General features: G+C 64.5%; 10 protein-coding genes and 1 pseudogene. 5 read left to right on the forward strand and 6 right to left on the reverse strand.

The genetic code is table 11. The annotated features are described in order from the left end of the window. Nucleotides 1-749: 749 nt before the first annotated feature. Nucleotides 750-2,342, forward strand: coding sequence for a sensor domain-containing diguanylate cyclase (locus BHE01S_RS12765; protein ID WP_245639726.1), 1,593 nt, complete (start codon nucleotides 750-752; stop codon nucleotides 2,340-2,342). A gap of 40 nt (nucleotides 2,343-2,382) precedes the next feature. On the opposite strand, the pseudogene BHE01S_RS36705 reads toward BHE01S_RS12765, so the two are convergent. From BHE01S_RS36705 to BHE01S_RS12790, 6 genes and pseudogenes are all read right to left on the reverse strand, one after another. Beyond that, a pseudogene (locus BHE01S_RS36705) lies at nucleotides 2,383-2,944 on the reverse strand (ATP-binding protein); the annotation flags it as partial. A gap of 56 nt (nucleotides 2,945-3,000) precedes the next feature. Beyond that, nucleotides 3,001-3,720: an IS6 family transposase gene (locus BHE01S_RS12770; RefSeq protein ID WP_042264396.1), complete on the reverse strand. Its 720-nt coding sequence runs from the start codon at nucleotides 3,718-3,720 to the stop codon at nucleotides 3,001-3,003. Between the two features lie 40 nt (nucleotides 3,721-3,760). Next, entirely contained in the window at nucleotides 3,761-4,312 is a 552-nt protein-coding gene (locus BHE01S_RS36710) for an XdhC family protein (protein WP_245639736.1), read from the reverse strand. A 64-nt stretch (nucleotides 4,313-4,376) separates the two neighbouring features. Beyond that, complete coding sequence (locus tag BHE01S_RS12780) at nucleotides 4,377-6,809, reverse strand: c-type cytochrome (RefSeq protein ID WP_042264397.1); 2,433 nt, start codon at nucleotides 6,807-6,809, stop codon at nucleotides 4,377-4,379. Nucleotides 6,810-6,815: 6 nt separating this feature from the next. Next, on the reverse strand, nucleotides 6,816-7,319 hold the full coding sequence (locus BHE01S_RS12785) for a (2Fe-2S)-binding protein (protein WP_042264399.1): 504 nt from the start codon (nucleotides 7,317-7,319) through the stop codon (nucleotides 6,816-6,818). A gap of 129 nt (nucleotides 7,320-7,448) precedes the next feature. Beyond that, nucleotides 7,449-8,633, reverse strand: a complete 1,185-nt coding sequence (locus BHE01S_RS12790; protein ID WP_042264401.1) for an FAD-dependent monooxygenase — start codon at nucleotides 8,631-8,633, stop codon at nucleotides 7,449-7,451. Nucleotides 8,634-8,929: 296 nt separating this feature from the next. Here BHE01S_RS12790 and BHE01S_RS12795 point away from each other — a divergent pair, with 296 nt between their 5' ends. From BHE01S_RS12795 to BHE01S_RS12810, 4 genes are read left to right on the forward strand one after another with little or no spacing between them, the layout of a single operon-like run. After that, on the forward strand, nucleotides 8,930-9,682 hold the full coding sequence (locus BHE01S_RS12795; protein WP_042264403.1) for a maleate cis-trans isomerase family protein: 753 nt from the start codon (nucleotides 8,930-8,932) through the stop codon (nucleotides 9,680-9,682). 46 nt (nucleotides 9,683-9,728) lie between these two features. Continuing rightward, nucleotides 9,729-10,598, forward strand: coding sequence for an alpha/beta hydrolase (locus BHE01S_RS12800; RefSeq protein WP_042264409.1), 870 nt, complete (start codon nucleotides 9,729-9,731; stop codon nucleotides 10,596-10,598). Nucleotides 10,599-10,622: 24 nt separating this feature from the next. Then, complete coding sequence (locus BHE01S_RS12805; RefSeq protein ID WP_042264410.1) at nucleotides 10,623-11,654, forward strand: M29 family metallopeptidase; 1,032 nt, start codon at nucleotides 10,623-10,625, stop codon at nucleotides 11,652-11,654. Between the two features lie 37 nt (nucleotides 11,655-11,691). Then, nucleotides 11,692-12,336 (forward strand): isochorismatase family protein, encoded by a 645-nt coding sequence (locus BHE01S_RS12810; protein WP_042264411.1) that lies wholly within the window; start codon nucleotides 11,692-11,694, stop codon nucleotides 12,334-12,336. Nucleotides 12,337-12,476: the final 140 nt, after the last annotated feature.

Here is a 12,476-nt window from a genome sequence, read left to right on the forward strand (position 1 = left end):
TTATCGCATTCTCTCGCACATTGTTTTACGGATTCAGCATTGACAACGAGGAGGAAATGCAACCCTGGATAAGCGATAACGCTTCCAAATAAAAAGGGAAGCGCGCCAACCTCGACCAGGGCATTCTGGATGGCTCTGGTGCATATAAGGTCGGCGAATCGGCTAGAGTTGTCGGAGCAAAACTGACCAGGTTGTCCCCTGAGATGAAGTCCTCAAGACATTCCGGCAACCGCGTTGCCTGATTGCGGTCCGTAGTTTCGACAAATCGCCCCATCTCCGCCTCTCGCGCTAGCAGGTTGATTCGGTCTAGGCGATCTCACAGGTTCTGACACACCCTAGGCTACCAACTTCTGCCGTTCACCAGCATCGATCCATCGACATTCGAATGTCAGGTTCGAACGGGCGAACACCGCCGCATGTCTTTGAACCGGAAGGCCAGTTTGTGGGTAGCGACGATCATATGGGTCATAACGTGCTCCTTTGGAGCGTGCCGTTGCGATGAAGTTCGGCATCGTCCTGTGGAGCACATTGACCGTCATGGCGACCGCCGCGAGGCACGATATCCATACCGACTCACATTCGGCCCTGAGCCCGCAACCGGTAATTATCCGATCGTGTCAATCTATCCCCAATTCGCCCCTGCGTGCACCAATCCCGCATGCCATAGCTTGATTGTTGCCCGCGCGCCGCATTCATCATGCATGAAAGCGATATGATCTGGGGAGCAAGAAGACACGGGAAGTGATTGAATGGCACGACGGGAAGGCGCGGCACACAATGCCACCGCGAGGAAGTTGCACGCATATGTGGCTCGCTTTATGAAGGGCTTTCGTCAAAAATTGCGCCTGCTTGGCAGCTCGATTGTTTCGCCCGCTGGTGTCCTGTGCTGCAACATAATATTGTGGATGGCCATGTTTGGCATCGGCACATCCTCGCTAATGGCTTCACGGGGAAGTGCTTTTAATCAAGCGGTCCAGAACTCGCGCAATCTCACGCTGGTGCTGGAGCATGACATGCGCCGCAGCATCGACCAGTACGACCTCTCATTGCGTGCGGCTGCCGAGGGTGTGGCCGACAAGCGGGTTATGTCGTTGCCGACCAACATGCGCAGTCTGGTCCTGTTCGACCGTGCAGCGACGGGCCGCTATCTCGGCTCGATAACGGTGAGAGCAGCAGATGGCAGGCTACTCGCTGATTCCGTAGGCCGCTCCGATGCTCGCGATGATCGTGGTGATGCGCACCAAGCCCTCGCGGGCTATCAGATGACACCTGGCGGCCTCTATATCGGTCATCCCGTTCGATTTTCCTTAGGAGATGGTCCACTCGCTATTGCGCTTGGCCGTGCGATCACAGGGCCGGACGGGACAGTTCTGGGCAGTGTCGTGGGAAGTCTGAGTCTGGAGTATTTCGACACTCTCATCAACAGGCTGTCAATTGGCGAGAAAGGGGCGGTGATAGTGATTGAAACGGACGGGACATTGATTGCCCGCTTGCCATACAGTTCAGCCAACATTGGCAGGAGTCTCGCCCATGCCCCTATTTTCCAGCACTTCATGGGTGGACAGGAAGGCTACTTCGTAGCAAGCGCCAAACTGGATGGCGTGCGCCGACTCTATGTTTATAGGCGCTTGCCCGGTTTGCCACTGATTGTCGCCGTTGCCCCTGCAATGAACACGGTCTACGCAGAATGGTGGACAAGGGTGGGCTGGTTCGCAGCGCTCATTTTCGTTTTCACCGCCATCCAGATGACGGGGGTGTGGCTGTTTGTGTACGAGCTTCGGCGCAGGCAACGCGCGGAAGCCTTTCTGGAGCGCATGGCACATCGCGACTCGCTCACCGGACTGGAAAACCGAGGAACCTTCGATGCAGTCTTGAAAAGGGAATGGACGCGTACCAGGCGCCATCGGAATCCGCTATCCCTGCTCTTCATCGACATCGACAGGTTCAAAACCTACAACGATCACTATGGCCACCAGGCCGGCGACATCGCACTGAAAGCCGTAGCCACGCGAATTTCCGAGTGTATTGACGAGCCTTGGGACCATGTCGCGCGATATGGTGGAGAGGAATTCGTAGTCGTACTGCCGGATACTGACACGGCTGGGGCGATCCTGGTCGCGGAGAGAATCCGGCGCAGCGTTCTCGACCTCCATGTTGAGCATGCGCAGACAGCTGCAGGGTTTCTAACGGTAAGCGTTGGGGCGTCGTCGACAACTGACGCAACGGTCACCGACGCTGCCGGCCTCCTGAAGGCAGCTGATGCAGCTCTGTATGAAGCGAAGGGACTTGGGCGCAACCGCGTGGCCGTGGCACAAGAGCTCGACGCAGAATTGATTTCGTGAAATGTACAGTACAGAAGTTGCGGCGTCGGCCATATCCGATCATGGTTGTCGCTCCTTGTTGTTGATTGTCGCCGGATGATTGTCGGCGCCTGCTGTTCTGTTTGTCGCTGGCGGTGCGACGACGGTAGCTTTCGACATTCATCTCGAAGATCGTTGAATGATGGACGAGCCGGTCGATTGCAGCGACGGTCATGCCGGGATCAGGAAACACGTCATTCCAGCCCGAGAACGGCTGGTTGGCGGTGATCAGAAGGCTACGGTGCTCATACCTTTCGGCAATCAGCTCGAACAGCACGCTGGTTTCGGCCTGATCCTTCCGGGCATATGACAGATCGTCCAGGATGATCAGGTCGAAGCGGTCGAGCTTGGCAGGAGCTGAAGGCAACTGCAGGCTCTGACGCGCAGCCTGCAGCTTCTGCACGAGCTCGCTGGTACGCGTGAACAGCACCCGGTAGCCGGCGTCGATCAACGCGTGTCCGATGGGCCGAACCCAGATGACTTTTGCCGGCTCCGGGCGGGCCGAACAGGAGCGCCGTGGCGCCTTTCTCAAGCCACGAATCGCCAGTCGCGAGCGCCATGACGTGGGCCTTCGAAACCATCGGCTCTGTCAAGTTATCGGAAAAGGCGTGAGATATTCCAACACACGTAGGTATCCTCTTTAATTCACACTGAAGAGTTGCACGCCAGCCCATTCATACCAGGCATGCAAGCGCGCCTTTAGCTGCGCGCGATGGCAGGCCGCGTTCATCCGGTGGCGGGGCAATGCAAAGTGCTGGCGGATCGGGCCGAAGCGCGAGAGAAACGCCTGCGTGCGTCGTGGATCGCGGAAGCCCTGCATCTGGCGTTCGCGCCGGCGTGTGGGCTGGTGACTATTTTCAGCACGGTTATTGACCCGCGCCGAAGCTTTCACGAAGACGTGCTTTACACCGGCCAGCTCGGGCATTTCCGCCTTCGCGGCCGGGTAGCTGTGCAGCTGATTGGTGACGATCTTCGTGGGTACCGGGTGTGAGCGCAGTACATTGCTGAAGAAGCGTTTGGCCGCAGCCGTGTCGCGTCGCTTTTGCTGCAGCACATCCAGTTCCGCTCCGTGCTCGTCCACTGCGCGCCACAGTACGTACGGCTCGCCCCGCAGCTTCACGAAGACTTCATCGAGATGCCAGGTGGAACCCGGCTTGCCGCGCCAGGCCTTTGCGCGGCGCATAAACTGCGCGCCAAAGCGGTCGCACCAGTTGCGAATCGTTTCGTACGTGACACTGACGCCACGCTCGGGCAGCAGCTCCTCGATATCCCGCAGGCTCAGATTGAAACGGTGGTACCAACGTACCGCGCAACTGATGACCGCGGCAGGAAAACGGAAACCGTGAAAAGGCGACTTGATCTTCTTCGTCCCTTCATCCTACTCGCCTACGATCTCAAGTTCACATTGCCACGCCACGTACTCGCTCAATTGCCCGGCGCCAATCAGCAGCAGGCGCCAAGCCGGACCATGCACCGTCGCGAGGCGCTCGCCGTCGAAGCTGAATGCGCCGGCTTCCGTATGCGTACGAACACGTGCCAACGTCACCGCGCCACTGCGCATGTCGAGCGTGCGCCGCATCAGTTGCCCGTCGTCCAGCGCGTCGAGCAGCGAATCGAGTCCGCTGTGCGCCTAGCGTCTCGCACGCGAGCCGCATGGTGCCGCCGCAAGGCAGGTCGAAGCCATGGGCCTCGTCAGCGCTCAATCCGTATTCGACCGTCGACAGCCGCATCGAAGGCGGCCCTTGCGAGAGCAGACGGTCGGCGAGATCGTCTTCGATGCAGCCGCCCGAGACCGAGCCCGCCATGCGGCCGTCCTCGCGCAGCGCCAGCATCGAGCCGAGGGGGCGCGGCGACGAGCCCCACGTGCGCACGACCGTATAAAGCCACGCGCTGCTGCCCGCCGCGACCCAGCGCGCCGCCGCTTCAAACACTTCGCGATCCGCGTCCTGCATGTTCACGTTCGGCCTCCTTGCCGCTGTGGTCCGGCTAGCGCTTCACGTTCGAGCCGATATGCGCTCAATGCGTCTGCGCGCGCATGCGCGCCGCCGTCGCGGCGAGATCGCGCCATGCCGGCTGCGCTGGCGCGTAGCGGGCGCGAATGTAGCCCGCGAGTTCGGCCATCTGCCGATCGTCGAAACTATCCTTGAATCCCGGCATATAACCGAGCCCTTCGGTGGCCGGCTGGTCGATGCCGTGCATCAGCACGTGCAGCAGATTGTCGGGGCTCGCCTGGCTCACGCTCGTGTTCAGTCCCATGAGCGGCCGCACGCCGAGATGTCCCACGCCGCCCGACTCCGCATGGCACACCGCGCAGGCCGCCTCGAACATGCGCTGGCCGTTCTGGAAGCCGAGCGCCGTGAGCGTGTCGGCAGGCGCGCCCGCCGCGCGTTGCGTCGCCGCCTGCGCTGCGCTGGCCGCATCGACGGGCGGCGAGAGCGAGGCGATGTAGTGGGCAATCGCGCGCACGTCCGATTCGGGCAATTCCGCGAGGCCTGCGACGACGGGCGCCATCGGCCCTGCCGCCACGCCGTGCTCGGCCGAAAAGCCCGTACGCAGGTAGCTGAACAACGCGTCTTCGGTCCACGGCACCGGCGCGCCTTGCTGCTTGTCGTGCGCGGCGATTAGTGAGGGCGCGTCCCAGCCCTCGGCGTTCCCGCCCGAGAGATACGCAAAGCCGCCCTTCTCCGCGCCAAGCAGGTTGCGCGGCGTATGGCACGCGCCGCAATGGCCCGCGCCATCGACGAGATATTTGCCGCGATTCCACAGCGCCGACTGTTGTGGATCGGGCTGGTATTGCGCGTCGTCGTGGAAGAGCCAGTTCCAGCCCGCCACGAGGCGACGCTGGTTCATCGGGAACGGCAGGCGCGTTTGCGGTGCGGCCTGTTTGACCGCGGGCTGCGACATGAGCCACGCGTAGAGCGCCATCATGTCGGCGTCGCTCATGCGCGCGAACGCCGTATACGGGAACGCCGGATAGAGATGGCGGCCGTCGCGCGCGATGCCGTGACGCATCGCGCGCGCGAAGGCCTCGTAAGTCCACGCGCCGATGCCGGTTTCGCGATCGGGCGTGATATTGGTGGACCAGACCGTGCCGAACGGCGTCTCCAGCGCGAAGCCGCCCGCGTTCGTCTGACCACCCGGCGCGGTATGGCACACGGTGCAATCGCCCGCGAGCGCGACCTGGCGTCCGCGCTCGAGCATCGCCGCGCTCCACATCGAGGCATCGGGGCCCGCGCCCATGGGCAGCGGCGCGATAGGCGTGGGGCCGGGCAGCATCGAGCAGGCAAGGCCGATCAGGCCGCCCGCCACACCACCGATGCCGCCGCCAGCCAGCCAGCGTTTCCAGCGCGACGGGCGGTGCACGGCGGCGGGCGCTTCGAGGGCGACCGCCGGGCCTGCTTCGGCGAGCGCGCGGCGAATGGTGTCGGCGTCGAACGGTGGCGCGCGAAAGCGCACGCCGGTGGCATCGTAGAGCGCGTTGGCGATCGCGGCGGCGGCGGGTGCGGCGGCCTGGTCGATGCACACATCGTGGGCGGCACCCTGATAAATTATTTCGTTATCCGTATCGTTCGATGGTGTGACGATGTCGTGAGCAATGGATGCATGCTGCGCCGAATCGCTGCCCGGCTCGTCGTAGTTGGCCCGGGCGATGCGGCGCTTGCCCGTCGCGCGCGCGATCGCCTCTTCGATCTGCCACGCGGGGATGCCGGCAAGCGCGGCTGCATCGGGCGTGCCTTCGCCCTGTCCCGCCACCACACGCCGCACGGCGATATCGCCGGTCTTGCGGTTGACGTCGAGATCGACGACCCACGCGGACCAGCTTGCCGCCTGCGCGTAGTCGAGCATCGGTGTCGAAGGCACGTTCGCAGGCGTGTCATGCCGCGCGCTCGAACCGTCGAACGCAAAGCCGCGCCCGCGCACCCACGGCGAAGCCGGCTCGCTCGCGACGGGTGGCGTCACGCCCCATGCCGCGCGCTCGCTCACCATGCGAATGACTTCGCGCGCACCGGCGTCGCGCGCCACGTCCAGATGATCGAGACGTAGCGCAACGGGATCGCGATGTGCCTCGTGCGCGATCTCGTCGATGAACGACTCGCGCGCGAACGTATGCGCCTGGACGGGAATTGACTGCGCGGGATCGTCGACGGCGACGCTCGCCTGTGCATGGCGATAGAGCAGCGGCGGCAAGGGCAGCGGCGAAGGATGCGAAGGCGCCGCGCCCGAATGCCCTTCGATGCAAGCACGGTAGTGCCACGTTTTCATGATGCCGTCCGGCGCGAAGCTCGCGGCAACCGCGAGTTGCGCATCGGCATCGAGACCCTGTGCAGGCCACGCATACTGCGCACTACGTCGCGCACCCGGTGCGCTTTCGTCATCGCCGTCCTGCGCGCTCAGCGCATGCGCATTGTCTTCATGCTGGCACAATGTCTGCGGATCGTGCTCGCTCATCGCGCCTCAGTTCCCTTGTTCCTGTTGCTGATACAACGCCGCGCGCTTCACCGCGCGCACGATCTCCAGGTGCGTGCCGCAGCGGCACAGATTGAAACGCAGCGCGTCGCGGATCGCGTCTTCGTCGGGCGTGGGATTGCGCGCGAGCAGCGCCGCCGCGCTCATGATCATGCCGTTGAGGCAATAGCCGCATTGCGCGGCCTGCTCGTCGATGAACGCGCGCTGCACGGGATGCAGCGCGTCGAGCGTGCCGAGCCCTTCGAGCGTGGTCACTTCGCGTTCGCACGCTGCCGCCGCAGGCACCACGCACGAGCGCGTGGCCTGACCGTCGACCAGCACCGTGCAGGCGCCGCATTGGCCGAGCCCGCAGCCGTATTTGGGGCCGTTCAGCTCGCAGTCGTTGCGCAGGATGTAGAGGAGCGGCGTGTCGGGCGTGGCGCCCTCGATGGTGCGCGTCGTGCCGTTCACGCTAAGCGTGAGCGGCCCCGCGTGGGAACCGGAATGCAACATGGACTGACTCGAAATTAGGGTGATCACAGGCTGTGCGGAAGCCGTTCCGCAGCCCCGGCGGCGCGCCGCATGATCTTCACACACGACGCGCCGCACAGGACCTTATAACCCGCCGAAAATCGGCGTGCTTCAGCCCGCTGCGCTCAGGGCTTCCTGGCTTGCGTCCTGTTGTGCGCTGCCCGCTTGCGGCGCGACCAGCGGCACGTTGAACACGTCGTAGGCGAACACCCAGGCCGGGTCTTCGTTCGTGCGCAGCCACGTGTTGTTGTGCGAGACCAGTTGCACCTTCGACGCGCGCGCCGCGCGATTCGCCTCATACAGGGCGAACGCGCCCGTGTAGTCGGTCGCGCCCACCTCGTCGAAGCAGCGCGTGAGCATGGCCGCGTCCTCGATCGCCATGGCCGCGCCCTGCGCCATGTGCGGCTTCATCGGATGGCACGCATCGCCGAGCAGCACGAGGCGGCCGCGGCTCCACAGCGGCAGCGGATCGCGCTCGAGCAGCGGCCACTTGGTGATGGACGGCGACACGTCGATCAGGTTCAGGACGTCCGGGTGATAGCCTTCGAACGCCTCACGCATTTCCTCGCGGCTGCTTTCCATCATCGAAACGCCCGTGGGCCATTCGGCCTGCGGCACGCCTGTTACGTAGTAGTACTCGTCGCGCTTCTCGGTCACGTAATAGACCATCATGTGGCGGTCCTCCGACCACCACTTCACGCACATGTCATACGGGTGATTGCCGAGCAGCGAGGCCGGAAACACGGCGCGATGCGCGACATAGCCCGTGTAACGCGGCGGCTGGGCGCCCAGCAGATGCTCGCGGATCTTCGAGTTCACGCCGTCCGCGCCGATCACGATGTCGGCCACTTCCACGCTGCCGTCCGTGAACGTGAGGCGCACGTCGCTGCCGGTGTCCTCGACCGACTGCAGGCACTTACCGAACGTGATGGTGCCCGGCGCGACGGCGTCGGTCATCAGCTTGTGGAAGTCGCCGCGATGCACGGTCAGATAGCTTGCGCCGTAGGTCTTGAGGGCGTAGTCGCCGAGCGGAATCTGCGAGATCGCCTCCGCTGTCTGCCAGTCGCGGCTGTACCAGTAATCGGGGTGCGAGCCCATGGCGTTGAGCGCGTCCTCGCAGCCGATGCGGCGCATGATCTTCATGACGTTCGGCCCGAGGTGAATGCCCGCGCCGAGGCGCGAGAACGCGGGTGCCTGCTCGTAGAGGCGGACGTCGTGGCCGCGGCGCTGCATCAGCGCGGCAGCAGCCACACCGCCAAGACCAGCGCCGATGATGGCGATACGGGGTTTGCTCATAGGTTCTCCAGGTCGTGCGCCCGCGCCGCATGGTGCGCCGCCGGGCCAGGTTGAGTACGAATCGATGCGAAGTGAAATGTAGCGTACACATTCGAAAATAAATCAGCAAGCAGAAACTTTCCCTGATCTCTCCCTGCACGGATTCTCAAAAATTCGCCTATATATGAAGCGGCGCGTTTGCCCGGGTTAATTTCCCCGTTGCGCATTTAAAACGTACACGCTAGAGTTTGTTCAAATCTCGACGACGCCCGCGAAGGCGTGCCTCGTCGCCGCCCAACTGCAATGGAGTGAGCGTCATGAGCAAGACTTACCGCATCGGCCAGATCGTGCCGAGCTCGAACACCACGATGGAAACGGAAATCCCGGCGATGCTGCGCCTGCGCGAAGCGATCCGCCCGGAGCGCTTCACGTTCCATTCGAGCCGCATGCGCATGAAGAAGGTCGTGAAGGAAGAGCTTGCCGCGATGGACGCCGAATCGGACCGCTGCGCCGTCGAGTTGTCCGACGCGCGCGTGGACGTGCTCGGCTATGCGTGCCTCGTCGCGATCATGGCGATGGGCCGCGGCTATCACCGCGTCTCGCAGGCGCGCCTCACGAAACACACGGCCGAGAACGGCGCCGCGGCGCCGGTGCTCACGAGCGCGGGCGCGCTCGTCGACGCGCTCAAGGTGATCGGCGCGAAGCGCATCGTCGTGGTGGCGCCGTACATGAAGGCGCTCACCGAACTCGTGGTCGACTACATCCGCCACGAAGGCTATGAAGTGCTCGACTATCGCGCGCTCGAAATCCCCGACAACCTCGACGTAGGCCGTCACGATCCCGCGCGCCTACCCGAGATTGTCAAGACGCTGAACTACGCCGACGCCGACGCCATCGTGCTCTCGGCCTGCGTGCAGATGCCTTCGCTGCCCGCAGTCGCCAGGGTCGAGGCGATGACCGGCAAGCCCGTCATCACCGCCGCGATCGCCACCACCTACGCGATGCTGCGCGAGCTCGATCTCGAGCCGGTCGTGCCGGGCGCTGGTGCGCTGCTCTCGGGCGCGTATTGACGAGGCCACCCCCGACATCCAATCGAGCCATTCCTTGGAGCCCAACATGCCCAGCACCTATCTCTACGGCGCGAACGTCGCCGCCAATGGCATTCGCCAGCACTATCTGCGCTACGGCGGCGCCAGCGGAGCGCGCGCGGCGCGTGCGGCGGTCATCGTGATTCCAGGCATCACGAGCCCCGCAATTACCTGGGGCTTCGTCGGCGAGGTGTTCGGCGCGGCCTTCGACACCTATGTGATCGACGTGCGTGGACGCGGCCTCTCGGAAGCCTCGGACACGCTTGACTACAGCCTCGACGCCCTGGCCGATGACGTCGTCGCGCTGGCCGCGGCGCTCGGGCTCGAGCACTACGCGCTGGTGGGTCATTCGATGGGCGCGCGCATCGCCACGCGCGCCGCTTTGCGCGCGCCGCGCGGACTCGCTTCGGTGGTGCTGGTCGATCCGCCGGTCTCGGGCCCGGGGCGCCGGGAGTATCCGGGCAAGCTTCCGTGGTATGTCGATTCGATGGCGCTCGCGCGCAAGGGCACCGACGCCGAAGGCATGCGCGCGTTCTGCCCCACCTGGACCGACGAAGAACTGCGCCTGCGCGCCGAGTGGCTGCACACCTGCGACGAGCGCGCCGTGCTCGCGTCCTACGAAGGCTTCCATACCGACGATTTCCACGCCGACGCCGCACAACTAAAGGTGCCGGCGCTCCTCGTCACGGCCGCGCGCGGCGACGTCGTGCGCGACGAGGACGTGGCCGAACTGCAGCGCGCCACGCCCGAGATGCAGCACGTGCGTGTGCCCGACGCGGGCCACATGATTCCGTGGGACAACGCGGCCGGCTTCTATGCGGCGTTCGGCAGCTTCCTCGGCGCACCGCTCGGCGCCGAAACCGCCGAAGCGGTACAGCCCGCTGAAAACGCCGCCTGACGCACACCAACCGGAGAACACACGATGCCCATCAGCGACCATCAACTGATCGAAGCGTGGAGGGAGGTGCTCACGCTCTCGCGCCTCGAAACCGGCCAGACCGTCACGATCCTGACCAGCGCCGCCACGCATCCGCAAACGCTCGCCTGCGCGCTGATCGCCACGCAACAGATGGGTGCGATCGTCAATCGGCTCGATTTGCCTCCCGTGAACGGCGAAAAAGCGTTCAGCCGCGACTCGCTCGCCTATCTCGGCACCACACCGCTCACGGGCAACCGCGCGGCCATCGCGGCGCTCAAGGCCAGCGATCTGGTGCTCGATCTCATGACGTTGCTGTTCTCGCCCGAGCAGCACGACATCCTCAAGTCCGGCACGAAGATCCTGCTGGCCGTCGAGCCGCCCGAAGTGCTCGCGCGCCTCGTGCCGACGCTCGAAGACCGCACGCGCGTGCTCGCCGCCACGAAGAAGATCGGCGCGGCGCGCGAGATGCGCGTTTCCTCGCCCGCGGGCACGGCGCTCGTATGCCCGCTCGGCGAATTCGGCCCGACCGCGGAATACGGTTTCGTCGATGAGCGGGGCCGCTGGGATCACTGGCCCAGCGGTTTCGCGCTGACCTTCCCCGACGATCGCACCGCGCACGGCACCATCGTGATCGATCGCGGCGACATCCTGCTGCCGCAGAAACGCTACGTGACCGAGCCGATCGTGCTGACCGTGGAAGGCGGCTACGCCACGAAGATCGAAGGCGGCGTGGACGCCGCGCTGCTGCGCGACTACATGGATACATTCGGCGACCCGGAAGGCTATGCGATCTCGCACATCGGCTGGGGCCTGCAGCCGCGCGCGCGGTGGTCGACGCTCGGCCTCTACGACCGCGAGGCGACCATCGGCATGGACGCGCGCGCCTTCGAAGGCAACTTCCTGTTCTCGCTCGGACCGAACAACGAAGCCGGCGGCAGCCGCACCACGACCTGCCATATCGACATTCCACTGCGCGGCTGCACGGTCAAGCTCGACGACGAAACCGTCGTGCGCGACGGCCGCGTGGTCGCCTGATCGCAGGATCACCCTTTATTTACGCCGGATTCTGAACATGAACGATCTTTCGCAACACGCCGAAGCGGCGGTTTATCGACAACAGGGCTTCGGCACGCCGCTGCCCGTGCACGGCAATATCGGCCTGCTCATCGTCGACTTCGTGGTCGGGTTCGCCGATCCGGCCACGTTCGGCGGCGGCAACATCCTGCCCGCCATCGCGCGCACGCAGAAAGCGCTCGCGCTCGCGCGCCAGCATGGCTGGCCGGTTGCGCACAGCCGCATCGTCTACGCCGCGGACGGCAGCGACGACAACGTGTTCTCGCTGAAAGTGCCCGGCATGGCCACGCTCACGGAGGACCATACGAACAGCGCGATCGTACCCGAGCTCACGCCCGCGGCGGGCGAACTCGTGGTGCGCAAGACAGTGCCTTCGGCGTTTTTCGGCACGCAACTCGCACCCTGGCTCGCGCAGCGCGCAGTGCAGACGCTGCTGGTGGCCGGCGCGGTGACGAGCGGCTGCGTGCGCGCGAGCGTGGTTGATGCGATGTCGCATGGCTTCCGCCCGCTCGTCCTGTCCGACTGCGTGGGCGACCGTGCGATCGAGCCCCACAACGCGAATCTCTTCGACATGCAGCAGAAGTACGCGGCAGTGATGCCGCTTGCGCAGGCCGTCGCCGAAATCGAGGCGGCACGGCGCTGAGTGTGCGCGATATGAGTCCAACGCCGACGCTGGCAGCGATGGCCGGCACGCCTGCGCCGGTATTTGACGCGATGTTTTTGGCCGCATAACGTCACGCGTGGCCGCGCGTGCCCTGTGTGAAGGCACGCGTGGGTTCTCGC

Origin of the sequence: Paraburkholderia heleia NBRC 101817 (assembly GCF_000739775.1) — a bacterium.
Taxonomy (GTDB): domain Bacteria; phylum Pseudomonadota; class Gammaproteobacteria; order Burkholderiales; family Burkholderiaceae; genus Paraburkholderia; species Paraburkholderia heleia.

Excerpts from the sequence above, each read along its gene's own strand:
- BHE01S_RS12765 (WP_245639726.1), top strand. The coding sequence starts at position 750 with ATGGCACGACGGGAAGGCGCGGCACACAATGCCACCGCGAGGAAGTTG.
- BHE01S_RS36710 (WP_245639736.1), bottom strand. The coding sequence starts at position 4,312 with ATGCAGGACGCGGATCGCGAAGTGTTTGAAGCGGCGGCGCGCTGGGTC.
- BHE01S_RS12780 (WP_042264397.1), bottom strand. The coding sequence starts at position 6,809 with ATGAGCGAGCACGATCCGCAGACATTGTGCCAGCATGAAGACAATGCG.
- BHE01S_RS12785 (WP_042264399.1), bottom strand. The coding sequence starts at position 7,319 with ATGTTGCATTCCGGTTCCCACGCGGGGCCGCTCACGCTTAGCGTGAAC.
- BHE01S_RS12790 (WP_042264401.1), bottom strand. The coding sequence starts at position 8,633 with ATGAGCAAACCCCGTATCGCCATCATCGGCGCTGGTCTTGGCGGTGTG.
- BHE01S_RS12795 (WP_042264403.1), top strand. The coding sequence starts at position 8,930 with ATGAGCAAGACTTACCGCATCGGCCAGATCGTGCCGAGCTCGAACACC.
- BHE01S_RS12800 (WP_042264409.1), top strand. The coding sequence starts at position 9,729 with ATGCCCAGCACCTATCTCTACGGCGCGAACGTCGCCGCCAATGGCATT.
- BHE01S_RS12805 (WP_042264410.1), top strand. The coding sequence starts at position 10,623 with ATGCCCATCAGCGACCATCAACTGATCGAAGCGTGGAGGGAGGTGCTC.
- BHE01S_RS12810 (WP_042264411.1), top strand. The coding sequence starts at position 11,692 with ATGAACGATCTTTCGCAACACGCCGAAGCGGCGGTTTATCGACAACAG.